We start from the raw sequence: 22,945 nt of genomic DNA on the forward strand, positions 1-22,945 counted from the left end.
GTTTTCAGTCATTGAATGGCAAAAATACAAAGTAAAACTAGCTGTTATTGCATAATTTTGATTATTTTGCATCAAATTTTCGGGAAGACTTTATGATGGAGATCACCAACTATATTACCAATGATTATAAAGCAATTGACAGTCAGGAAACTATTTCTGCAGCTCAAGAGTTTTTTGATGAATGTACTTTTTCGCATTTTCCTGTGCTTGGAGAAGGAATTTATATTGGCAGTATTGCTTCTGAAGATCTAGAAACTTTCGACAGTTTTAAAAAAATTTTCGATTACAGGTATTCGCTTGAAGGCTTTTTTGCAAGAGAAAATATGATTTGGCTGGATGTTTTGGAGGTTTTTGCTAAAAACCACTCCAATTTAGTTCCCGTTTTGAATGAAAAAAATCAATATCTGGGGTATTATGAAATTAGTGATATTCTAAATTTCTTTCACGAAACTCCTTTTTTACAAGAATCTGGAGCAATTCTTGTGATACAAAAAAAGACTTTGGGCTATGCTATTGGAGAAATAACTCAAATAATAGAAAGTAATAATGGTCGAATATTGGGATTATTCGTCTCAGCATCTGATACCGAAAACACCCAAGTGACTGTCAAAATTAGTTCAGGAGTAATGAATGAAATAATACAATCATTCAGACGGTATGATTACGAAATCATTTCCGAACATTTCGAAGACAATTACATCAACACCTTGAAGGAGCGTTCTGATTACTTAGACAAATACCTTAATATATAAGCCCTAATGAAAGTAGCCATCTACGGTCAATACTATCTCAATAGCACCGAACCTATCATAAAAGATATTTTCATTTTTCTGATTAAGAATAATGTCGAAACCCTTATCGAAGCTAATTTTTTGGATATGTTATTCGAAAAAAATCTGTTCGAAAAAAAACATTCAACATATCAATCCTATACAGAATTAGATAGTAGTTTCGATTTACTAATAAGCATTGGTGGAGATGGAACTATTTTAAGAGCAGCCACTTTGGTAAAAGATACAGGCGTGCCAATATTAGGAATAAACGCTGGTCGATTAGGTTTTTTAGCAACTGTTCAAAAAGACAACATTGCTGAATTTATGCAATTCATCATCGATAAAAAGTATTCTATTTCTAAAAGAACCTTGTTAAGCTTGTCTTGTTCTCCTGAAAACGAAGCTATCAAAGACCTCAATTTTGCTATTAATGAAATTACTGTTAGCCGAAAAGAGACGACTTCGATGATAACCATTGAAACCTATCTAAACGACGAATATCTAAATTCTTATTGGGCTGACGGATTGATTATAGCAACTCCAACGGGCTCTACAGGTTATTCGATGAGCTGCGGAGGGCCAATTTTTACTCCAAATGTAAAAAGCTTGGTTATTACACCAATTGCACCTCACAATCTAAACGCTCGCCCACTTGTCGTAACAGACAATACCGAAATTAGGCTTAAAGTTTCCGGCCGCGACGATCACTATTTAGTTTCTCTAGATTCAAGATTGTTTTCTGTAAAAAATGATACTGTTTTACATATCAAAAAATCTCCCTTTAAAATAAATATGGTAGAAATCCCCGACGCAACTTTCCTGAAAACATTGCGAACCAAACTTTTTTGGGGCGAGGACCGAAGAAATTAAATCTAATTCGCTTCTCGATATACAAAATCCTTCTTTTTATCGTTTCTCTAGTATTGAAGCACTAATTTTTAGAAAATTTTGTTTCAAATAACCAATTAGTTACACATTTACCATAATGAGTATTGATTGGCGTCGATAATTATTATATTTGCACGCAATTTTTAATTAAATGTATAAATTTTTCAAGCTAATTTTTTTATTTTGCTTCATTTCGATGAATGCACAGATTCACGAAGTTGGTATTTTTGTAGGCGGAAGCAACTACATAGGCGATGTTGGCTCAACAACCTATATCGCACCAAACCAACCAGCAATGGGAATTTTGTACAAGTATAATAAAAACCCGAGGCTTGCCTACCGATTTTCATTGAATGGCGCTTATTATCAAGCTGACGATCTTGATTCTAAGGAACCAGGGAGAAATCAAAGAGGATATCAATTTAAAAATAGTATAAAAGAAGTATCTTTAGGGCTTGAATTTAACTTTTTTGATTTTAATTTGCACGAGGTTGAAAGAAAATATACGCCATATGTGCATTCCGGAATTAATTATTTAAGATTTCGTGATAGCCATTTAGATTCAAACAACATTGTAACGCAGGAAAGAATTGGCGCGTTTGCCATTCCGATGACAGTAGGTGTAAAATCGAATGTATGGCCACACTTGATTTTGGCTTTAGAAGTTGGGGCTCGATATACATTTACGGATAATTTAGACGGAAGTAATCCAACGGACGACAGTTGGACAAAATTTGGAAATATAAATAATAACGATTGGTATGTTTTTTCAGGAATAACACTAACCTATACCTTTGGAAACAAACCTTGTTATTGCGCAGAATAAAAAAATGAATTTACTAGACGAAATCGACATAACCAGATTGCCCAATCACCTCGCTATCATAATGGATGGCAATGGCCGTTGGGCAAAAAAACAGGGGCTTCTCCGCGCTTTCGGACACGAAAGAGGATCAAAATCGGTCAAAGACAACATAAAAACTTGCGCCGATTTGGGAATAGAATACCTTACCCTATATGCTTTTTCGACAGAAAATTGGAACCGACCAAGAATAGAAGTCGAAACTTTAATGAAATTATTAATCAAATCATTAAGGAAAGAGCTCAAAACCCTACAAGAAAATAATGTCAAAATGAATGCTATTGGCAATTTAGAAAAATTACCAAAGTCAGCTCAAGACGAACTTTTTGATGTAATGGAAAAAACAAAGCATAATACAAAAATGACCCTAACCCTCGCTTTAAGCTACGGCGCCAGAGAAGAAATTGTAAATGCTGTAAGAAACATAAGTAATAAAGTTAAAAATAATATAATTTCAATAGACGATATTGACGATTCAATTATAAATGAGCATCTTTACACCCGAAATTTACCTGATGTAGATTTATTGATTAGAACAAGTGGAGAGCATAGAATAAGTAATTTTTTGTTATGGCAAATTGCCTACGCAGAGTTGTATTTTACTGATGTATTATGGCCGGACTTTAAGGAGAAAGATTTATATGAGGCTATCATTAGTTATCAAAAAAGAGAGCGTAGATTTGGAAAAACAAGTGAACAAATTAAATAATTTTTTAGTGTTACAAAAAAGCATAAAGATACTCATAGGCCTTTTGATTTTTGGAAGTTTTTCGCAAATTAAAGCACAAGATAGAGTACCGTTCGACCAAGGAAAAACATATATCCTAGCCAAAGTCGACATCGTTGGAAAAATAAGTTTTAACGCAAATACAGTAACCACATTTGCTGGCCTCGAAAAGGGACAGGAAATAACAGTTCCGGGAGAAGAAATTAGTAATGCCATCAAAAAACTGGGAAAACTTGGGCTTTTTGACGAGATTTCCTTTTATGTAAATAGAATCGAACAAGACAGCATTTACCTTGATTTGCACGTTGAAGAACTACCGAAATTAAACGAAGTAAAGTTTGTTGGCGTAAACAAAAGCAAGATTGAAGCCCTTATAAAAGACAATGGTCTTACCAAGGAAAAAGTGGTTAATGAGAATTTAATCGCTACTACAAAGTATTATATCGAAAATAAATACAAAAAAGACGGTTTTTTCAATACCAAAGTAAACATAAATACCGTTATAGATACTTCAATGACAAACCATGTTAACATGTTGGTTAAGATTGATAAAGGATCGAAAGTCAAAATAAAAGACATTGTATTTGAAGGAAATAAAGAGATAAAATCTGAAACACTTCGTGCCGCAATGAAAGATACGAAGCGAAAAACATTGATAAGTCTAAAAACATCTAAGTTTATTCAAGCTAAATACAATGACGATTTAGAAAAGGTAATTGCAGCTTATAAAGAAAGAGGATACAGAGATGCTAGAATACTTTCGGATTCAGTTGCTTATAATGAGGAACTAAAGGCTATCATGATTAAAATTAAAATCGAAGAAGGTAATAAATATCGATTTGGAAACATTAAATTCCTTGGAAATACTGTGTATTCTGACGAGGGACTTCTTGGCATGTTAGGAATTAAAAAAGGAGATACTTACAATGGAGTTTTATTAGAAAAAAGAATTGCTGATAAAACCAAACCAGACGGGGATGATATTACCAATTTATACCAAAATAATGGTTATTTGTTCTCTAATATCAATGCTGTAGAAACCAAGACAGCCAACGATTCTATCGACTTTGAAATTAGAATTACCGAAGGTCCAATTGCGTATTTCAACAAGATTACAATTTCTGGAAACGACAAGACAAACGACCATGTTGTGTATCGAGAGTTGAGAACTAAACCGGGAGAAAAATACAATAAGGATTTACTGATCCGAACTATTCGTGAAATTGGGCAATTAGGTTTTTTTGACCCAGAATCGATTGAGCCAAAATTCAAAAACGTAGATGCTGCAGCCGGTACAGTAGACATCGATTATCCTTTGACTGAGAAAGGTGCGAGCCAGATAGAACTTCAAGGAGGTTATGGCGGTGGAGGTTTTATTGGAACTTTAGGTTTATCATTCAATAACTTTTCAGCTAGAAATTTGTTCAACAAAGAAGCCTACAAACCTCTTCCTATGGGTGATGGTCAAAAAGTATCTTTAAGACTTCAAGCAAGTTCCTTTTTTAGAACTTATAGTTTGTCATTTTCTGAACCTTGGTTTGGAGGTAAAAAACCAGTTCAGCTAAATACCTCCTTTTCGTATACTCAGCAGTTTTATAATAATTTCCAAACGCAAAGAGTGGACAAAAGTCGTAGTTTTAATATCATGACGATTTCGGCAGGGATTTACAAACGACTTACTGTTCCAGATGACTACTTTGGATTGTCACAAACGGTGAGTTATCAACATTACGACCTAAAAAATTACAATACTGGATTATTCACCTTTGGAGACGGAGCATCAAGAAACTTAGCGTATACTATTGGTTTATCCAGAAGCAATAAAGGTATCAACCCCATATTTCCAATTTACGGAGCTGAATTTAGTATAGTAGGTAAGTTTACATTTCCTTATTCCTTGGTTAATGGTGTAGATTATGCAACTCTAGGCGATCAAGAAGAATACAAATACATTTATTCAGGACCATCTTATACTGGCACGAATGGAATCAGGGTAAACAATGGTGATTATTTAGAGGCAATTCCTAGCCAAAGTAATCCGACCCCAAATAGTGTGTCAAATTATCAAGATGCTGCTGCTGACCCTGCAAAAGTGGATCAAAAGAAATACAATTGGCTAGAATATTACAAACTTAAATTCAAAGCAGATTGGTACACAAAAGTATTAGGAACTCCAAAAAGCCCATTGGTTTTGCGTTCTCTTGTTGAGTTTGGTTTCTTAGGAGCCTACAATCAAGACCGAGGAATTATCCCATTTGAAAGGTTCTTCTTAGGAGGAGATGGAATGCAAAACTTCGCTATGGACGGAAGAGAAGTAATAGCATTAAGAGGTTATCCTAATAGCTCATTGACACCTATAAACAGCCAAGGAGAACCAATTGGAGCAACAATTTACAATAAGTTTTCATTAGAATTAAGATACCCAATAACCTTAAAACCATCGGCGTCCATTTATGCTTTAACATTTTTAGAAGCGGGTTCCTCTTTTGATACTTTCAAAAATTACAATCCTTTTGCTTTAAGTCGTTCTGCCGGCGCTGGTTTAAGAGTATTTATGCCTGCATTTGGATTATTAGGAATAGATTTCGGATATGGATTTGATGGCTTACCTTTGCCTAATGGCTTACTTAGACCACAAGCTAATGGTTGGGAAACTCACTTTATCATTGGACAACAATTTTAATAGTTTGATATAAATTTTTCTAATACATCAAAGTTATGAGAAAAGGATTTTTATTTATATTTTTAGCCCTGTTTGTATCTAATACAATACAGGCACAAACTAAAGGTACAAAAGTGGGTTATATTGATATGGAATACATTTTGCAAAATGTTCCAGGGTATACTGAAGCTCAAACGCAACTTGAATCGAAGGCCCAAATATGGAAGCAAGAAATTGAAGCCAAAAAAACCGAAATTAACAAACTAAAAGAAGCTTTAAAAGCCGAAAAAGCATTACTTACAAAAGGCCTGATAGAAGAAAGAATAAGTGAAATCGTGTTCCTTGACAATGAGTTATTAGAATATCAACAAAAAAGATTTGGACCAAATGGGGATTTGATGACCCAGAAAAATGGCTTAACAAAGCCAATTCAAGACCAAGTTTTTTCGATCGTTCAAGACATAGCCGAAGTAAAAAATTATGATTTTATTTTTGATAAAACTTCTGATATGACTATGCTCTTCGCAGCAAAAAGATATGACATTAGCGACCAAATAGTTCGTGTTTTAAATAAAACAGAAAAGAGAGAGCAGCTAACAAAAAAACAACTCAAAGAAGAAGCTGAAAAAGAAGCCAAGGAAGAAGCAATGTATGACAATCCAGAATTGGCAAAAAAACAAAAATCATTAGACGCAAAAAAAGCAGCACGTGATCTCGTTATAGCCAATAGATTGTTAGCTGAAGAAGAAAAAAGAAAAGCAGCAGAGGAACGAAAACAAAAAATCATAGATGATAGAGCTGCAAAGAAAAATGGAACAGCCACACCAACTGTAAAAACAGAAGCTTCGGCAGGTGCCCCTGCCGTAGATAAAGCTGCTGCCGCTGCCGCTGCGAGGCAAGCTCAAATTGATCAAAGAAACGAAACTATTAAACAGAGAAATCAAGCTGCATTAGATAAGAAAAAAGCATTAGAAGAAAGACAACAACAAATTATTGAAGAAAGAGCTGCCAAAAAAACAGGCGGTACTCAACCAAATCCATCTGCTGCACCAGCAACTGGCACTGAGGCTGAAACTAAAGCTGCAAAAGCAGCTGAAGCAACATCTGCCGCAGCTGAAGCAAAACAAAAACAAGCCGATGCCAGAGCAAAAACTTTAGAGGACCGCAAAAAAACAGCAGAAGAAAACAAAAAAGCACAAGAAGAGAAAAGGCAACAAGCTATAGATGCTAAAGCAACAAAAAAAACTGGCACGGTTTCTGAGAATACAGTAAAAGAACCAGCTAAAACCGCAGCCGAACCTGTCAAAGAAACAGTAGAAACTGCCAAAACAAAAGAAACTACTGCCAAAACTGCAGCAGAAATTGAGAAACAAAAACAAGCTGATGCAAGAGCAAAAGCAATAGAAGATAGAAACAAAGTAATTGAAGATCGCAAAAAAGCTTTAGAAGAAAAAAGAAAAAAAGTATTAGAAGATAGAGAAGCTGCGAAAAAAGCACAAGAAGAAAAAATAAAAACAACAAAAGAGAATACAAACAATAATTAATTAATATTTTAAAACGATGAAACAAATCAAAACTTTACTAATTGCTGCAATACTTATTTTAGGAGCCAGCCAAACTATTAATGCACAAGCAAAAACAGCTCATGTTGATGTAAGCGAAATTATGACAAAAATGCCTGCGATGATTGATGCTCAAAAACAATTGGAGACTTTGAGCAAAACCTATGATGCAGAGTACAAAAAAATGGCAGAAGAATTTCAAACTAAGTTAAAAAAGTATGACGCTGAAGCTGCTACAGTTACTGACGCAGTAAACGCTGAACGTCAAAAAGAGGTTCAAGATATGCAAAAAAGAATCCAAGATTATGGACAAAATGCACAAAAAGAATTGCAAACTAAACAAGAAGAAATCACAAAACCTATCTACGAAAAAGTAAGAGCTTCAATCCAAAAAGTGGGTAAAGCGAAAGGTTTTCAATATGTTCTTGATGGTTCAACTCTTTTGCTTGCAGACGGACCAAACCTAACTGTTGATGTTAAAAAAGACTTAGGTTTCTAATCAAAACCTGAAATAAATTAAAAAAGCTCAATCAAATTTTAATTGAGCTTTTTTTATGATCTCAATTTCTAGGTTTTTTAAAAAGTTGCACCTAACTTTGTTACTATGGATAACAATCGACCGATAGGAATTTTTGACTCAGGCATTGGAGGCACCTCTATTTGGGCTGAAATCCATCAGTTACTCCCCAATGAAAAAACAATCTATTTAGCCGATAGCAAAAACGCTCCCTACGGACAAAAATCCAAAGCAGAAATTATTGCGCTAAGCATCAAGAATACAGAATTCTTACTTAATTTGGGCTGCAAATTAATTGTAGTAGCATGCAACACCGCCACGACAAACGCCATTCAAGAATTACGTGAAAAATACAACGTGCCTTTTATTGGGATTGAACCCGCGATAAAACCGGCCGCAACACATTCGCAAACACAAACGATAGGAATTTTAGCCACTCAAGGCACTTTGAATAGTGCACTTTTTAATAAAAATGTCGAAAAGTTTCAAGATACCAAAATTATAGAACAAGTAGGACATGGATTGGTGCCCCTCATCGAAGGCGGAGCTATAAACTCCCTTGAAATGACAAAATTGCTTCACTCCTATCTAACTCCTATGATCGACGCAAACATCGATTATCTCGTGCTAGGATGCAGTCATTACCCCTATTTAATCCCACAAATAAAAAAGATACTTCCTTCACATATTCATATAATAGATTCAGGCGAAGCTGTAGCCCGACAAACACAAAATGTATTGAGAGATAAAGTAGGATTCTCAACTCTTGAGAATACGAAACCAATATTCTACACCAACTCCAATCCAAAAGTACTATCGGATATTTTGCAGAACAAATATGAAATAATCGAAAAGGATTTTTGAAGACCATAAGAGATTATGTAGGGCAAACTCCGCAGTTATTTTGTTACCACGAATTACACAAATTTGGACAAATTTTAGTGCTTCTAAAAATAGAATTGCAGCAATTTAATCTGCCTTTGGCAGATTAGTGGAATATTATGACATCCAAATTGGTGTAATTTGTGTAATTTGTGGCTGATTTTTTAGCTTTGAAACTGTTGCTTTGTCTCAGAGTTATTCTTGCGGCTTGTACCAACTAGAATACATCACATAATTGTTGGCAATCCGCTCAATTTCACCAGCAAAATCAGATTGATCGATTTCTTTTACTTTTTTAGCTGGCACGCCTGCATAAATACTGCCCGACTCGACCACTGTGTTTTGAGTAACAACAGCCCCAGCCGCAATAATTGAATTACTATTCACAACGCAGTTATCCATAACAATTGCTCCCATTCCAATCAATACATTATCGTGAATCACGCAACCGTGAACCAACGCATTATGCCCGATAGAGACATTGTTCCCTATGATTGTAGGGTGTTTTTTATATGTGCAGTGAATAATAGCGCCATCCTGAATATTTACTTTATTCCCAATGGTAATGAAATGCACATCGCCTCTAACAACTGCATTGAACCAAACACTGCAAGAGTGTCCAAAACTAACTTCACCAACAATGGTAGCATTTTCGGCTACATAACAATCCTCTGGAATAGAAGGTGTTTTTCCGTTTACAGATTTTATTAGCATGTCAAGAAAATTAAATGGTGATGAAATTTGCTTTTAATTGATCGCAGGACAATTACACTCGTATTTTTCGCGTTGGCAAAATAAATCGATTCCGAAAGTAATTTGATGAAACCCACCAGTATCGAAATTAACGTCTCCTGAAAGATAGGAATACGTATAAGCAAACATAAATTTTTTATAATTTATACCAAAAATCGGCGTCAAATACTGTAATTTTTGCGAAGAAACTCCACTTCCACTCAAATATTCTGCTCCGTCAAAACTAGTTCTATAGGATAAAGCAGCCCACAGCCTTCCAAAATCGAAATTTTTGTAGGCTTTCATATTGACATCAATTGACTTTTCTTTAGTTTGATCAACAAGCTGAAACATAAGCGATGGTTCCCATAAAATTTTGTCTTTATCACCAAAAACATATCCTGCACTCAACAAATACTTGCGCAAATTAGTACTTTCAAACTCAGTATATATATTTCTATCTGACTCAATTATATTCTGAATAGTGGCGTGGACATAAAAATCAAGATAATTATATGAAGCACCAATGTCTAGATTAAAATAAGAAGCATCTTGCACAATAGCACCGTTTATTATCGGGTCAAAATCACCAGATTGCAAAAACTCTGTCTCATCCAATTGACTTTGCAATAAAGAGGCACTCATACCAAAAGACAACTGATTCAAATCAATATTATCTCTTGAAAACATCAGATGATGCGCATAGGTTAATTTCGCACCTTTTTGAGAGTGATAGCCGTTTTTATCATTAAAAAGTATGATACCTACACCAGACTTCTCTCCAACTCGACCGTTATAACTTAAGGTTTGTAATGCAGGAGCATCTGTCTGATCGAACCATTGCTTACGGGCTGTAAGCCTAATTTTATCACAATTAGCAGCACCAGCCATTGACGGATGTAGCAAATAATAATTATCAGACAAATAGTCGGAATAGACAGGTATTCCCAATTGAGAAAAGGAACTATGTGCTATAAAAAACAGAATTATAAAAATCTTAAATTTATGACTCATTCAACAAGAATTATACTTAGAATTGGGGGCAACAATTAAATAAAAAAAGCATTACGGTATAAACAAAAACGTTTTATACGTTAATTTATTCTTTAAAAAATCAAATATAGTCAATAGTGGAAAATATCTTTGTTAAATTTGTAAAAAATTACAAAAATTATGTCAAAAATAACCATCAAGGAAACACAAAATCCAAGTATTTTAAAATTTGAATTTGAAGATTTCATTACTAAAAACGAGAGTTTCGAATTCAAAAATATCGATGAAACCAAAAATTCGCCTCTTGCGCAACAACTTTTTTATCTTCCTTTCGTAAAAACAGTTTACATCTCTGGGAACTTCATTGCTATAGAAAAATTTAGCATTGTAGAATGGAATGATGTAAAAGATGCAGTAGCGGATCAAATAGAAACTTATGTTGCTAATGGCGGACAAATCGTTACTACATCTGATAACCAAACGAAAAAACAACCCATAACCGTTTATGGAGAAACAACTCCAAATCCGTCTGCATTAAAATTTGTGGTAAGCAGAATGCTGACCAAAAGCGCAGTCGAATTCAAAAATATTGATCAAACTGCAGCTTCTCCCTTGGCAAAAGAACTTTTTAAATTTCCTTACGTTAAAGAGCTTTTTATCGACGAAAATTATATTTCAGTAACCAAATATGACATTAATAATTGGGACGAAATCACGCTGGAATTGAGAACTTTCATCAAACAATACATCGAAAACGGAGGAACTGTTCTTGACGAAAGTCTCATCGTGGCCAAAGCCGAACAAGAAAAAGCAAAAACGCAAGAGTTTGACAATCTTGATGTTACTTCACAGCAAATCATCAATATTTTAGAAGAATATGTAAAACCAGCTGTTCAAGCTGATGGTGGAAATATTGTATTTGAATCCTACGACGAAACCGATAAAACCGTAAAAGTAATTCTTCAAGGTGCTTGTAGTGGTTGCCCTTCATCAACTTTTACCCTAAAAAGCGGAATCGAAAATATGCTAAAAAGCATGCTAAACGACGAAGAAATTAAGGTTGAAGCCGTAAACGGATAAATAGTAGTAAACATCCGGTCACAAAATTCAGCTATGGAAAAAGATCTATTCCAAATGGATGGACCTAGCATTAAATTATTCAGAAGAAAACAAAGAACTAGCCATCTGTAGTAAAAATGCATTAGAATATTGCAGCAAAATAAATAGCTTATACTTACCTAATATTCAATTGTCAGGAACAGAAAAACTTTCAACCCTTCCGTTTTTGAAAGAACGTTATGATGCCAATCGAATACAGTTTTATCTTTGCCAAAATCGTACTTGTTTGGCTCCAACAGATGATTTTGAAGAAATTATGGACAATTTAGCTTAAGTTAAAATAAATTTTCTTATTATTGTTAACTAATTAAAAATCAAAAAACTATGGGAGTATCATCATTTTTTAAAAATCTTTTTGGCAAAGCCAATATAGATGTAGATTCGCTAGCCAATCAAGCTGAAAGTTTGACCTCGGATGCTATTGCAAAAACGAAAGAAGTTTCTGCACCGCTTATGGAAAAAGTGGAAGATTTGGCTGAAACAGCAAAGGAAAAAATTATGGAATATGCACCTGCTGCAGAAGAAACTATTGACAACATTATTAAAACGGTAAAAGAAAAAGCCAGTGAATACGCTGAAAAAGCTGAAGAACTAGCTACTAATACCTCAGAAACTGTAAAAGAAAAAATTTCAGAATTAACTACTGATGCAGCCCCTGCACAAACGGTTGAAGAAACAGTGAAAAAAATTGAAGAAGACAATAAATAATTTTTTAAAATTTATAAGTATATTTGCTTTTTAATCTTAACCTTCTCCATTGAGAAGGTTTTTTATTTACAACAAAATGGCAGTCAATCCAGAAAACATCAGCAATTACGCAGAAACTTTTATCAAAGTTTTAATTGATTATTCTCCAAAGCTTATTTCAGCTTTTCTAATTTTTTTTGCAGGACTTTACGTGATTCGAATAATCAACAGGCTGATCCGAAGAATAATGGTAAAACGAGATTTAGACCCCACTTTGACCAAGTTTCTCGCGGACATTTTACTATGGGTCTTAAGGGTTTTATTGTTTGTGACTTTCATCTCGAAATTAGGAATCGAAACCTCGTCTTTTGTTGCCATTCTAGGTGCAATGGGACTTGCCGTTGGTTTATCTCTTCAAGGTTCGTTATCTAATTTTGCGGGTGGAATGCTTATTATTATGTTCAAACCCTTTAAAGTTGGAGACACAATTGAAGCTCAAGGAATGATTGGAACCGTGAGTGAAATTCAAATATTTGTCACCAAATTGATTAACGCCAACAATCAAACTATCTTTGTCCCGAATGGTTCCTTATCGAATGGCGTAATTACCAACTATTCCTTGCAAGGAATTCGAAGAGCCGATTTGACGCTTTCTATTTCTTATGACACTGATATCAAAAAAGCTAAAGACATCATTACTGAAGTTTTGAAAAACAACCCTAAAGTACTAAAAACACCCGAAGCTGAAGTTTCTGTAAAACTTTTGACCGATAGCTCTATTCAACTCGCAGTTAGACCTTGGGCAAACAATGCAGATTTTGGCGCCGTTTTCTCTGACACTTTGGAAAGCTGTAAACTAGCATTTGACGCTGCTGGAATTGTGATTCAACCTTTTGTGAAAGAGGTTTCGGGGAAAAGTTGAAACACATTCAAATAAAAAGGTTTGTCAACTTTTGAAAAGTTGACAAACCCGCAGTTTTAGAATTTTAAATAAAAAACCTAAGATTGCTTGTTTCCAAGCAATAACAAAAAAACTACTTCTTCGAAACAGTCATCATAAAATCCTTCAAGTAGTATGGTTCAAAATAAGCGACATCAACAGTATCGTTTTTTTTGTATTTTTCGAAACTAAGAAAACTCATTTCTCTTGCTGATGGATACTTGATTTCCTCTAAGAAAACAAAATTTTCCTTGGTCAAAACCGTTTTGCATTTCTCGGAACAATCTCCCACAAAATAAAGTGTTTCTTGTAAACCTTCGAATGAATTTTCGATTATGATTTCGGCTTGTACGGCTCTTTTATTTTCGAAATTTGGACTAAAAATAGCGCTATAGACTTCCATTCTTCGGGCATCTAGCATTGGAATAATCAATCCGCTGGAAACCTTTGCTTGCGAGGCCAAAACCTGCAAAGTATCTACCGCAATTAGCGGAATTCCCAAAGCATAGCACAGACCTTTAGCGGCCGAAACACCAATTCGCAATCCTGTATAAGAACCTGGACCTTGACTTACGGCAACCGCAGATAAATCTTGGTAACCAATTCCGGCTTCTTTGATAATTTCTTCAATAAAAACGTGCAAACGTTCGGCGTGAGAATAGCCTTCTTCGGCTATTTCTTTGTAAAGAACTGTAATTCCATCTTTGGCTAAAGCAACAGAACAATTCTTAGTTGCAGTTTCGATATTTAAAATATAAGACAAGGTTAAATATTTAAAGTTATAGGTTAAAAGTTCGATACAAAGAACTGAACATTACAACCTGAATACTGATTATTAAACACAAATTACTGATGACTGATCACTGGCAACTGGCACTATTTTTTCTCCTTAGCTTTTTCAGTGGTTACTTTATCACCAGAATTCAATTCTTTTGAAACAGTCGAATAAGGCCCTGTGATCACTACATCTCCTTTTTTGAGTCCACTAAGTACCTCGATATTGGTATCGTCTTGGATTCCCGTTTTGATGATGCGGATTTTCGCTTTATCACCCACTTTTACAAAAACACATTCCAGTTTTTTATCGCTTTTTGGCGCTGCTTTTTTCTCTTCTTCATCTTCCACTTTAAAAGCTTTTACGGCTGTAGTATCTGATTTTACCACTACCGAACTAATAGGCACGGCCACAACATTAGGTCTTGTCTTGGTAATTATATCCACAGTTGCTGTCATACCAGGTCTAAACGGCGAATAAGTATCTGGTTTCCCTTCTAATAAATCTTGGTACGATTCTTTTAAAATTCTAACTTTTACTTTGAAATTGGTGACCTGATCTGCAGTTAGCGTCGAACTTGCTGAATTGGAAATACTAGTTACAATGCCTTTGAATTGTTTTTTCAGATAAGCATCAACTTCCACTTTCGCTTCGTTACCTACTTTAATTTTCACGATGTCATTTTCATTTACGTCGACTTCCACTTCCATATTATTGAGATTGGCCACACGCAGAATTTCTGTTCCCGCCATTTGTTGAGTTCCCAAAACTCTTTCGCCCAATTCTACATTAAGCACCGAAATTGTACCATCGGCTGGCGCATAAATAGTGGTTCTTCCCAAATTGTCTTTGGCTTCGTTTACAGTCGCAGTTGCGCTTTGTACGTTATAATAAGCGGATTGTTTGTTGGCTTTGGCCACTTCAAAAGAAGCCACAGCTTTATCCCAATCTGATTTAGAAATAATCCCTTTGTCGAACAATGTTTTATTTCTGTCATAATTGGCTTTAGCCTCCTTGAAGGATGCATCGGCTTGACTTAAACCTGCTTTGGTTCCCGATAAATTAGAAACTGTGCGATTGTATCCCGAAGTATACAAATCGGGATTTATCTTTACTAATAAATCTCCTTTTTTGACCACTTGCCCTTCAATAACATTCAAAGCGATAATTTCTCCTGAAACTTCAGAGGAAATCTTCACTTCAATCTCGGGTTGAATTTTCCCTGTTGCCGAAACAGTCTCAACAATAGTCATATTGGTAACGCTAGAAATTTCAACAGATTTGCCTTTGTCCTTGCTTCCTATAACTCCCGTTTTGGAGAGTACAATCAACAAAGCAATAATCGCAACGGCTGCTCCAATTAGTATATAAATAGTTTTTTTTGACATAATATTTAATTTTTAATGATTGGAATTCCAAAATAGAATTCAAGGATTTTTATTTTGAAAATATAATCGTATTTGGTTCTCAACACTTCAGACTGAGCCACGGTATACAATGTTTGCGACTGATTGAAATCAAAAGAATTCATCATTCCTACAGCATATCTTTCCTTAGCATAATTGTATGCTTCTTGTCTGGCATCTAATGCCGAAATAGCCGATTCATAGGCATTCAATCCGCCTTTGGCATCGGTAAAAGCGGTGTAAACATTTCGTTGCAAAGTCAGTTCTTCTTGTTCCATTGCAATTTTGGACTTTTCTAAATTTACTTTGGAACGCTCGACGTTGTTTTTGACTGAGAAACCGTTAAAAATTGGGATTGATAATTGGGCTCCAAAGGTTTGTCCTTTATTATCTGTGAATTGAGTGCCAAACGGCTCTGCTGGCCTAGAGGTTCCTGTTTGAAAATCGAACGTGTCAGCATACGAAATACGCGTATTAATATTGTAAAACCCTTGCAATGTTGGCTGATATGCCCCTTTCGCAATGGTCACATTCTTTTCGGCGATTTCTAAATTGGTTTTGGCAATTTTCAATTCTGTTCTTAGTTCCTTTGCTTTGTCATAGATTGCCAAAGGAGTTTGCGACAATATATTATTTTCGTCTTTGGCATTAGTATCATCGGTAACGTCGAAATCATAAAACTCTTTTAATTGTAACAATTGAGCCAAACTCAATTTAGAAATCAACAAAGCATTTTCTGCATTGATCACTCTTTGATTATCTGCAGCAACCGTCGCTTTGATATCTAATAAATCGCCACGAGGAACAGAACCTGCTTTTACTAACTCTTCCGACCGAGCCAATTGTTTTTCGTTATTGGCCTTTTGTTCTTTTTGTACTTTCAAATTTTCTTTATTAAACAATACTTGCAAGAAAGCATTGGCTACATTTAGCGCCACATCTTCCTGCATTTTAGTCAGTTGATATTTGGCAGCAATGATTGAAAGATTCGCTCTACGTAGGGTGTTTTGATTTTGCATGCCTTTGTAAATATCTAAACCTACTCCAACCCCCATTGTAGAAAATTGCGTAGTTTGATTACGTAAAAGCCCAGTAGTCGGATCTTGGTTCAAACCGATATTCCACGAATGGTTTGCATTTGAATTTAACGAAGGTAGAAAATTACCAAAAGCATCTTTTTTATTGATATCAGCCGTTTTGGTATCTAACTCGGTATTTTTAATAGAGATATTATTATCAATGGCGTATTTTACGCATTCTTCTAGTGACCATTTTTTGGTTTGAGCCTGCATCGAAAAGCTAAAAAGCAAAAGAGCAGCGAGTGAGAAATAATTAACTTTTTTCATATATTTTGAATGAAAGCATAGCAAAGATACTACACTAATTTAACATTTATTTTAAAACTTTAATTCTTTTTACTAGCCAAGCTTATGGTTTTGGCTCTTCGGTTTGCAGTCCTTGATTCCATATTTTTATCTTATCGCTAGCCTTGATTCCGCTTTTTATCTGAACGTAAATTCCATCGCTTACACCCAAAACCAAATCCTTACGAACGAATTTTTGAGGCCCTACTTGAACTTCAACATAAGGCTTTTGAGTTTTTTTATCAAATTGAACTAAAGCTTCTTTAATTGCCAATACTTTATCAGCTTTCTCCAAAATAATCGAGGCATTGGCACTTAATCCTGCTCTAATAAAAGTATCATCTCTGTTAGTCATCTTCGCTTTTATTTCAAATTGAATAGCGCCATTCTCAGTCTTTCCTTTAGGAGCGATATAATTCAAAACGGCGTCAAATTTTTTGTTTTCGATAGCACCAACAGTAATCTCTATATGTAAATTTTCTTTGACTTTACCCACTTCAGATTCGTCTATTTTTCCAACAAATATCATTCTTCCTACATCGGCAACACTTGCGATAGTAGTCCCTTCGTTGAAATTATTACTTTCAATCACTTGATTTCCGACTTTAACAGGGACATCTAGTACCATTCCGTTTACAGTGGAGCGAATCAAAGTATTGGCATAATTACCCATCCCATCAGTGGTTCCTGTTTTGACGATATCATTACTTTTTCTAGCGGCAGCATAATTTTGTTTGGATTGTTTATACGCTACTTGAGCCGCATCGAAATCATTAGCAGAAATAACCCCTTTGTCAAATAATACTTTTTGACGTTGGTATAATTTTTCTTGGTTATCCAAATCGATTTTAGCTGATTGCACTTGGTTTTGAGTGTTGTTCAAAGTCGAAACATTCGCAACTACTTTAATTCTTGCAATCAAATCACCAGCTTTTATCGATTCGCCAGCTTTGATATACACTTCCTGTATAATTCCAGAAATGTTTGGTTTTATAAGTACTTCTTCGTCTGGAACGATATTTCCTGTAGCGATTGTGTTCTTTACAATGGTCTTAACTTCGGTTTTATCCGTTTGAAAGACTACTGGAGGCTCTTGATTTTTCGTATACAAATAATATAAAGCACCAAAAAACACAAGTGCAATTGCAATTAAAATAGTTATAGTTACTCCTTTTTTCATTTTATTAATCGGTTAATTGTTTTTACTCTATTTTTATTCTGTTCTTAATGCGTCTACTGGTTTGATTCTAATAGCTATTTGTGCAGGAATAAATCCTGCTAGCAAGCCTGATCCTACCAAAATTATTAATGCAAAAAACACTACTGTCAAATCCACACTAGGATTCGCAAACATCATATCATCACTAGGCATTGAATCTAAAATCAGATTCAAAACCCACAAAACTCCTGTTGCCATTGCAATTCCGAACATTCCTGCCACGATCGTCAAGAAAATAGCTTCGGTTAAAATTTGGGTTCTAATTGCTCCTGGTGTTGCACCTAGCGCCCGTCGAATTCCGATTTCCTTCGTCCGTTCTTTCACTACAATCAGCATAATATTTGAAATTCCTATGACTCCTGAAAGCAACACTAAAGTCCCGACGAAATAAGCAATGAATCGCAGAATACCGAACAAATCTTGCACTTTGCTGAACTCGGCATACAAATCAAAATTTCCTATGGCTCTATTGTCGGCAGGATTAATCGTGTGTCTACCTTTCATAAATTCGATTATTTTTGGCTTCAATTCTGTTATCGAAGCACCGTCATTAGCCGTAATTGCCATCCAACCCACTTTATCTCCAAAATTGAAAGCTTGTTGAAAAGTAGTAAAAGGAATAAAAATTTTCTTTTGCTCTTCTTCGCCACCACCTCTATTGTTTGATTTTGATTTGTAAATTCCAACAATCATGAAATTCACTCCGTTGATCTTAACATAAGTCCCCATTACTTCCTCTGCAGAATCGTAAAGTTCTTTGACCACTCCAAGACCAATAACGGCCACTTTTCGCCTAAGGTTAATATCTTGATGATTCAAAAAACGCCCCGAAAGAACATCCATAGACTCTTGCTTGATCAATTCTGGATAGTCGCCATAAATAGTATAAGCTGCTGTTTTGGTCCCTCTAACTACATTGTTTGCTCCCTCAAAACCACCTAATTGATTCCTTGGCGACACATACAACAAATCAGGGAAATTCTCTTTTAATGCAGGAACATCGCCATTTTTAAAATCAAATTCTCGGTTAGCGGGTAATCCCTTATAGGGTTTTGAAGCAGTTTGTGACCACATAAACATGGTATTTGTTGCAATACCATCAAATCCTTTTTTTACTCCATTTTCCAAACCATTGCCAGCAGCAAGTAGAATTACCAAAATAAAAATTCCCCAAAAAACACCAAAAGCCGTAAGAATTGTACGGAAGGTATTTGCCGTCAATGCTTCTAAAATCTCACCCCATTTATCTCTATCAAACATAATTATTCGTCTCTAAGTGCTACAATAGGTTTAATTTTAGCGGCGTGATAGGCTGGAAAAAAACCTGCCAAAGCACCAGCGAACACTAATAAAATAAGTGTTGAAATCGCCACACCAAAATCGACTTCCGGATTCAAAAAATACTCGCTTTTTACATAAGGCCCAGCCAATTCAAGTAACAGCAAACTAGAGAGCAAACCCACAAATCCAGCGATTGTCGTAATAAAAATAGATTCGTGCAAAATCATCCCCACGATAGAAACCGGTGAGGCGCCCAACGCTTTTCTAATACCTATTTCTTTGGTACGCTCTTTTACAATAATCAACATAATATTACTGACTCCAACAACTCCTGCGATAATAGTACAAATTCCGACCCACCAAAAGAACAACCGAATGTATAGATTTAAATCATAAAATTGTTTCGCGTTCTCGATAGAATTATTAATTCCAATCGCACTTTCATCATCCGGAGCTACGGTATTTTTGCTACGCAGCAACGCTCCTAACTCATTTGTGAACTTAGTAGATTGTGCTAGCGCTTCCTCGTAAGTAGCCATTTTATTCAGCGTAAATTGCATATTACTGATTTTATCCCCAACGCTGAAGGCTTTTTGAGTAGTAGTAATGGGCAAATACACTCTTGACTCTTCCCTCTCCCCTGAAGGATCAGTAAAAACCCCAATTACTTTGAAATTAACACTATTGATTACTATCTCTTGCCCTAATGAATTTTTGTCTTTAAATAAATCTAATTTTACTTTTTGCCCAATTACCGCCACTTTTTCGTTATTCAATAAGTCATTATCATTGATAAAACGACCGTTGACTATGGTTGCATTTTCTAAGGCTAAATAATCCGGATAAACCCCTCGATATTGATAATTTCCTGTCTCTTTACCATAAACAATACTGCCGTTCCAATAGGTGTAAACAGCAGATTTTCTGTCCAGCTTGTCATCAAACTTTTTCACAGTAACATCATAATCACTATTTCGAAATTGTATTTCTCTGCCTGGATTCAATCCCTTGTATTCCTTTTTGGTAACACCTGACCAAACTTCGATAATACCTTCGGCATCTCGCTCAAATTGTTTCGCAATTCCATTTTGCAAGCCTTTTCCAGCGCCAAGAAGAATCACCAAAATAAAAATACCCGAAGCCACAGAAATACCGGTGAGAAAAGTTCTCAGCTTGTTCTTGGCAATAGCCTCAAAAATTTCTTGCCAGCGTTCAATATTAAACATAAGAAGATGCTCTTACTTGTTCTACCATTTTGTCATCGATGATTACTCCATCTTTCAAAACCACGTTTCTTTTGCACATAGCGGCGATATCCGGCTCGTGAGTCACAATCAAAATTGTTTTTCCTTCATCATTTATACCTTGAATCAACTCCATAACCTCATAAGAAGTCACTGTGTCTAGTGCACCTGTTGGCTCATCGGCCAACAAAACCTTAGGATTTGAAGCCAAAGCTCTAGCGATAGCTACCCTTTGTTTTTGACCACCAGAAAGTTCATTAGGTAAATGATGTGAATGCGATGCCAAACCTACTTTTTCTAAATAGCGCATTGCAATTTCGTTGCGTTCTTTTCGTTTCAGGCCTTGATAATACAAAGGCATAGCTACATTATCTAAAGCACTTTTGTAATTGATCAAATTGAAAGATTGAAAAACAAAACCCAAAAATTGATTCCGATATCTTGAAGCGATGGTTTCGTTTAGTTTTTTGATAGGTACTCCGTCTAAAGTATATAGTCCAGAATCGGCTTCGTCTAAAATTCCGAGAATATTCAATAATGTAGATTTCCCAGAACCTGAGGAACCCATAATGGCAACGAGCTCACCCTCTTTGATGTTGAAATTGATTCCTTTTAGCACGTGCAATTCAGAACTCCCAATAGAATAGGATTTATGTAAGTCTTTTATTTCAATCATTATAGCAACTTTTAAACAAATTTAGACATTCAAGAGAATAAAAATTAACAAGAAAACGTTAAAGGTTTCATTCTATTTTGGTATAAGACAGAATTAATACAAATATGTTACAGTCAAGGCCAAAAAATATATTCGTTTTCTTAATTTTGCTTCATAAAACCCAAATAAAATGTTGAGATTCCTTTCTGTTCTAGTCGTTTTTCTGATTGTTTTTATCCTTGCAAGTTGCTCCTCCTCCAATAAAATAGCAGCCCTGAAACCAGAACCAGACGATGCTAGCCCATTAGTTTACGAAACCGCAGCTTCCTTTATTAATATGCCTATTAGTGTAAAACTGAAAGATGTCGAAAATCAAACTAATGCGCTCTTGAATGGATTAATTTACGAAGACAATGACATCACTGATGACAATATCGAGATGAAAATTTGGAAATTGGCCCCAATAACCATCGAAAATGACAAAGAATCACAAAGCTTAGGATCTGGAGGGAAAATAAAAACAATCCTGCCCCTAAAAGCACAGATAAAATACAGGATTGGTACCAAAACTCTGGGTGTTGAATTGTACAATACTAAGGAATTTAACCTTAATGGCGTAGTTACTCTAATAAGTGATGTGGACTTAACCAACTGGAAACTGAGCACCAAAACCAAGCTTCAATCATTGGATTGGAATGAAAGCCCAACGATGATGGTTTTTGGGAAGAATATGCCTGTAACTTATCTTATCAATCCCACAGTAAAACTTTTTAAATCAAAAATCGAAACCAAAATTGATGCTGCGATTGAAAAATCTATGAACTTCAAGCCAAATGTTTTGGCAGCTTTGGAAAAAATTTGCTCCCCTTTTCAAATGAGTGAGGCTTATGAAAGCTGGCTCAGAATTACTCCAATTGAAATTTATTCGACCAATGCAGTTCTTAAAGACGATAGCCTTTTAATGGATATGGGAATGAAATGTACAATGACAACATTGATAGGAAACAAACCCGAATCAAAATTTGATGCTTCAAAAATCAGCTTGAAAGGAGTGGCTAAAATTCCCAACCAAATCAGTGCTAATATCGCCGCGGTTTCGACTTTTGCCGAAGCATCAAAAATAATGACGAAGAATTTTTCAGGACAAGAATTTGGCTCAGGAAGTAAGAAAGTAAAAGTTCAAAAAGTAGCAATTTGGCACAAAGACAACAAAATGGTGATTGCTTTGGATGTATTGGGAAGCGTAAACGGAACCATCTATTTGACCGGATTTCCTCAGTACAATGACCAAACTAAAGAAGTGTTTTTCGATAAATTGGACTATGCACTAGACACCAAAAACAAACTAATGCGCACGGCCAATTGGCTAGCACAAGGACTGGTTTTGAGAAAAATTCAGGAAAGTTGTCGCTATTCTATTGTTCCAAATTTAGAAGAAGGCAAACAAACAATGGCTACTTATTTGAAAAATTATTCGCCTATGCCGGGTGTTTTTGTAAATGGCAAAATGGATAATGTACAGTTTCAGAAAATACAACTGACCAATAAAGCTATTATTGCTTTTATAAAAGTGAACGGAACAGTCAATGTGTCTGTTGATGGATTGAAGTAATCCCCTCACAGAACCTCCCCGAAAGGAAGGGAGCCTATTATTAAC

The 22,945-nt window shown here is 35.3% G+C and carries 22 protein-coding genes; 13 read left to right on the top strand and 9 right to left on the bottom strand.

All coding sequences use genetic code 11. From position 1 onward, the window contains the following. Positions 1 to 92 precede the first annotated feature (92 nt). The 8 genes from ACIQ1E_RS00770 to murI all read left to right on the top strand — a co-directional run bounded on the left by ACIQ1E_RS00770 (position 93) and on the right by murI (position 8,855). Positions 93 to 752, top strand: a complete 660-nt coding sequence (locus tag ACIQ1E_RS00770) for a CBS domain-containing protein (RefSeq protein WP_396167814.1) — start codon at positions 93 to 95, stop codon at positions 750 to 752. A gap of 6 nt (positions 753 to 758) precedes the next feature. Then, positions 759 to 1,643, top strand: a complete 885-nt coding sequence (locus ACIQ1E_RS00775; protein ID WP_396167816.1) for an NAD kinase — start codon at positions 759 to 761, stop codon at positions 1,641 to 1,643. Positions 1,644 to 1,857: 214 nt separating this feature from the next. Continuing rightward, complete coding sequence (locus ACIQ1E_RS00780) at positions 1,858 to 2,487, top strand: DUF6089 family protein (protein ID WP_396167817.1); 630 nt, start codon at positions 1,858 to 1,860, stop codon at positions 2,485 to 2,487. A gap of 4 nt (positions 2,488 to 2,491) precedes the next feature. Then, a complete protein-coding gene (locus ACIQ1E_RS00785) occupies positions 2,492 to 3,232 on the top strand; it encodes an isoprenyl transferase (RefSeq protein ID WP_396167818.1) in 741 nt (246 codons plus the stop codon). Next, on the top strand, positions 3,165 to 5,933 hold the full coding sequence (locus ACIQ1E_RS00790; RefSeq protein WP_396167820.1) for an outer membrane protein assembly factor: 2,769 nt from the start codon (positions 3,165 to 3,167) through the stop codon (positions 5,931 to 5,933). The genes ACIQ1E_RS00785 and ACIQ1E_RS00790 overlap by 68 nt, the downstream gene beginning before the upstream one ends. 35 nt (positions 5,934 to 5,968) lie before the next feature. Then, positions 5,969 to 7,456, top strand: coding sequence for an OmpH family outer membrane protein (locus ACIQ1E_RS00795; RefSeq protein WP_396167822.1), 1,488 nt, complete (start codon positions 5,969 to 5,971; stop codon positions 7,454 to 7,456). Positions 7,457 to 7,472: 16 nt separating this feature from the next. Beyond that, positions 7,473 to 7,973: an OmpH family outer membrane protein gene (locus tag ACIQ1E_RS00800; protein ID WP_396167824.1), complete on the top strand. Its 501-nt coding sequence runs from the start codon at positions 7,473 to 7,475 to the stop codon at positions 7,971 to 7,973. A gap of 105 nt (positions 7,974 to 8,078) precedes the next feature. Next, the gene (gene murI / locus ACIQ1E_RS00805) at positions 8,079 to 8,855 is read left to right on the top strand and encodes a glutamate racemase (RefSeq protein WP_396167825.1); all 777 of its coding nucleotides are present in this window, start codon (positions 8,079 to 8,081) and stop codon (positions 8,853 to 8,855) included. Positions 8,856 to 9,068: 213 nt separating this feature from the next. Here the strand turns inward: murI and ACIQ1E_RS00810 are convergent, their stop codons facing one another. Together ACIQ1E_RS00810 and ACIQ1E_RS00815 are read right to left on the bottom strand one after the other, a co-directional pair. Continuing rightward, complete coding sequence (locus tag ACIQ1E_RS00810) at positions 9,069 to 9,587, bottom strand: gamma carbonic anhydrase family protein (RefSeq protein ID WP_396167827.1); 519 nt, start codon at positions 9,585 to 9,587, stop codon at positions 9,069 to 9,071. A 33-nt stretch (positions 9,588 to 9,620) separates the two neighbouring features. Further along, positions 9,621 to 10,619: a type IX secretion system membrane protein PorP/SprF gene (locus ACIQ1E_RS00815; protein WP_396167828.1), complete on the bottom strand. Its 999-nt coding sequence runs from the start codon at positions 10,617 to 10,619 to the stop codon at positions 9,621 to 9,623. Positions 10,620 to 10,778: 159 nt separating this feature from the next. On the opposite strand from ACIQ1E_RS00815, the gene ACIQ1E_RS00820 reads away from it, so the two are divergent. The 4 genes from ACIQ1E_RS00820 to ACIQ1E_RS00835 all read left to right on the top strand — a co-directional run bounded on the left by ACIQ1E_RS00820 (position 10,779) and on the right by ACIQ1E_RS00835 (position 13,326). Then, a complete protein-coding gene (locus ACIQ1E_RS00820) occupies positions 10,779 to 11,678 on the top strand; it encodes a NifU family protein (protein WP_396167830.1) in 900 nt (299 codons plus the stop codon). 58 nt (positions 11,679 to 11,736) lie between these two features. Next, the gene (locus tag ACIQ1E_RS00825; RefSeq protein WP_396167832.1) at positions 11,737 to 11,991 is read left to right on the top strand and encodes a hypothetical protein; all 255 of its coding nucleotides are present in this window, start codon (positions 11,737 to 11,739) and stop codon (positions 11,989 to 11,991) included. A gap of 50 nt (positions 11,992 to 12,041) precedes the next feature. After that, positions 12,042 to 12,425 carry a YtxH domain-containing protein gene (locus ACIQ1E_RS00830; RefSeq protein WP_396167833.1) on the top strand — a complete coding sequence of 128 codons (384 nt, stop codon included), beginning with the start codon at positions 12,042 to 12,044 and terminating at the stop codon, positions 12,423 to 12,425. Positions 12,426 to 12,501: 76 nt separating this feature from the next. Next, positions 12,502 to 13,326 (top strand): mechanosensitive ion channel family protein, encoded by an 825-nt coding sequence (locus tag ACIQ1E_RS00835; RefSeq protein WP_396167835.1) that lies wholly within the window; start codon positions 12,502 to 12,504, stop codon positions 13,324 to 13,326. 112 nt (positions 13,327 to 13,438) lie between these two features. On the opposite strand, the gene tsaB is transcribed toward ACIQ1E_RS00835, so the two are convergent. The 7 genes from tsaB to ACIQ1E_RS00870 all read right to left on the bottom strand — a co-directional run bounded on the left by tsaB (position 13,439) and on the right by ACIQ1E_RS00870 (position 21,309). Further along, on the bottom strand, positions 13,439 to 14,107 hold the full coding sequence (gene tsaB / locus ACIQ1E_RS00840; protein ID WP_396167837.1) for a tRNA (adenosine(37)-N6)-threonylcarbamoyltransferase complex dimerization subunit type 1 TsaB: 669 nt from the start codon (positions 14,105 to 14,107) through the stop codon (positions 13,439 to 13,441). A 113-nt stretch (positions 14,108 to 14,220) separates the two neighbouring features. Then, positions 14,221 to 15,507, bottom strand: coding sequence for an efflux RND transporter periplasmic adaptor subunit (locus ACIQ1E_RS00845; RefSeq protein WP_396167838.1), 1,287 nt, complete (start codon positions 15,505 to 15,507; stop codon positions 14,221 to 14,223). Between the two features lie 5 nt (positions 15,508 to 15,512). After that, a complete protein-coding gene (locus tag ACIQ1E_RS00850; RefSeq protein ID WP_396167840.1) occupies positions 15,513 to 16,871 on the bottom strand; it encodes a TolC family protein in 1,359 nt (452 codons plus the stop codon). 82 nt (positions 16,872 to 16,953) lie between these two features. Next, the gene (locus ACIQ1E_RS00855) at positions 16,954 to 18,069 is read right to left on the bottom strand and encodes an efflux RND transporter periplasmic adaptor subunit (RefSeq protein WP_396167842.1); all 1,116 of its coding nucleotides are present in this window, start codon (positions 18,067 to 18,069) and stop codon (positions 16,954 to 16,956) included. Between the two features lie 33 nt (positions 18,070 to 18,102). Then, positions 18,103 to 19,368 carry an ABC transporter permease gene (locus ACIQ1E_RS00860; RefSeq protein WP_396167844.1) on the bottom strand — a complete coding sequence of 422 codons (1,266 nt, stop codon included), beginning with the start codon at positions 19,366 to 19,368 and terminating at the stop codon, positions 18,103 to 18,105. 2 nt (positions 19,369 to 19,370) lie between these two features. After that, entirely contained in the window at positions 19,371 to 20,615 is a 1,245-nt protein-coding gene (locus ACIQ1E_RS00865; protein ID WP_396167846.1) for an ABC transporter permease, read from the bottom strand. Next, entirely contained in the window at positions 20,608 to 21,309 is a 702-nt protein-coding gene (locus tag ACIQ1E_RS00870) for an ABC transporter ATP-binding protein (protein ID WP_396167847.1), read from the bottom strand. The genes ACIQ1E_RS00865 and ACIQ1E_RS00870 overlap by 8 nt, the downstream gene beginning before the upstream one ends. A gap of 169 nt (positions 21,310 to 21,478) precedes the next feature. On the opposite strand from ACIQ1E_RS00870, the gene ACIQ1E_RS00875 reads away from it, so the two are divergent. After that, positions 21,479 to 22,900 (top strand): DUF4403 family protein, encoded by a 1,422-nt coding sequence (locus ACIQ1E_RS00875; protein ID WP_396167848.1) that lies wholly within the window; start codon positions 21,479 to 21,481, stop codon positions 22,898 to 22,900. Positions 22,901 to 22,945: the final 45 nt, after the last annotated feature.

Source organism: Flavobacterium sp. (assembly GCF_044348915.1).
Classification (GTDB): Bacteria; Bacteroidota; Bacteroidia; order Flavobacteriales; family Flavobacteriaceae; genus Flavobacterium.

Coding starts and splice junctions, on each gene's coding strand:
- ACIQ1E_RS00770 (WP_396167814.1), top strand. CDS start 93: ATGATGGAGATCACCAACTATATTACCAATGATTATAAAGCAATTGAC.
- ACIQ1E_RS00775 (WP_396167816.1), top strand. CDS start 759: ATGAAAGTAGCCATCTACGGTCAATACTATCTCAATAGCACCGAACCT.
- ACIQ1E_RS00780 (WP_396167817.1), top strand. CDS start 1,858: ATGAATGCACAGATTCACGAAGTTGGTATTTTTGTAGGCGGAAGCAAC.
- ACIQ1E_RS00785 (WP_396167818.1), top strand. CDS start 2,492: ATGAATTTACTAGACGAAATCGACATAACCAGATTGCCCAATCACCTC.
- ACIQ1E_RS00790 (WP_396167820.1), top strand. CDS start 3,165: ATGAGGCTATCATTAGTTATCAAAAAAGAGAGCGTAGATTTGGAAAAA.
- ACIQ1E_RS00795 (WP_396167822.1), top strand. CDS start 5,969: ATGAGAAAAGGATTTTTATTTATATTTTTAGCCCTGTTTGTATCTAAT.
- ACIQ1E_RS00800 (WP_396167824.1), top strand. CDS start 7,473: ATGAAACAAATCAAAACTTTACTAATTGCTGCAATACTTATTTTAGGA.
- murI (WP_396167825.1), top strand. CDS start 8,079: ATGGATAACAATCGACCGATAGGAATTTTTGACTCAGGCATTGGAGGC.
- ACIQ1E_RS00810 (WP_396167827.1), bottom strand. CDS start 9,587: ATGCTAATAAAATCTGTAAACGGAAAAACACCTTCTATTCCAGAGGAT.
- ACIQ1E_RS00815 (WP_396167828.1), bottom strand. CDS start 10,619: ATGAGTCATAAATTTAAGATTTTTATAATTCTGTTTTTTATAGCACAT.
- ACIQ1E_RS00820 (WP_396167830.1), top strand. CDS start 10,779: ATGTCAAAAATAACCATCAAGGAAACACAAAATCCAAGTATTTTAAAA.
- ACIQ1E_RS00825 (WP_396167832.1), top strand. CDS start 11,737: ATGGACCTAGCATTAAATTATTCAGAAGAAAACAAAGAACTAGCCATC.
- ACIQ1E_RS00830 (WP_396167833.1), top strand. CDS start 12,042: ATGGGAGTATCATCATTTTTTAAAAATCTTTTTGGCAAAGCCAATATA.
- ACIQ1E_RS00835 (WP_396167835.1), top strand. CDS start 12,502: ATGGCAGTCAATCCAGAAAACATCAGCAATTACGCAGAAACTTTTATC.
- ACIQ1E_RS00845 (WP_396167838.1), bottom strand. CDS start 15,507: ATGTCAAAAAAAACTATTTATATACTAATTGGAGCAGCCGTTGCGATT.
- ACIQ1E_RS00850 (WP_396167840.1), bottom strand. CDS start 16,871: ATGAAAAAAGTTAATTATTTCTCACTCGCTGCTCTTTTGCTTTTTAGC.
- ACIQ1E_RS00855 (WP_396167842.1), bottom strand. CDS start 18,069: ATGAAAAAAGGAGTAACTATAACTATTTTAATTGCAATTGCACTTGTG.
- ACIQ1E_RS00860 (WP_396167844.1), bottom strand. CDS start 19,368: ATGTTTGATAGAGATAAATGGGGTGAGATTTTAGAAGCATTGACGGCA.
- ACIQ1E_RS00865 (WP_396167846.1), bottom strand. CDS start 20,615: ATGTTTAATATTGAACGCTGGCAAGAAATTTTTGAGGCTATTGCCAAG.
- ACIQ1E_RS00870 (WP_396167847.1), bottom strand. CDS start 21,309: ATGATTGAAATAAAAGACTTACATAAATCCTATTCTATTGGGAGTTCT.
- ACIQ1E_RS00875 (WP_396167848.1), top strand. CDS start 21,479: ATGTTGAGATTCCTTTCTGTTCTAGTCGTTTTTCTGATTGTTTTTATC.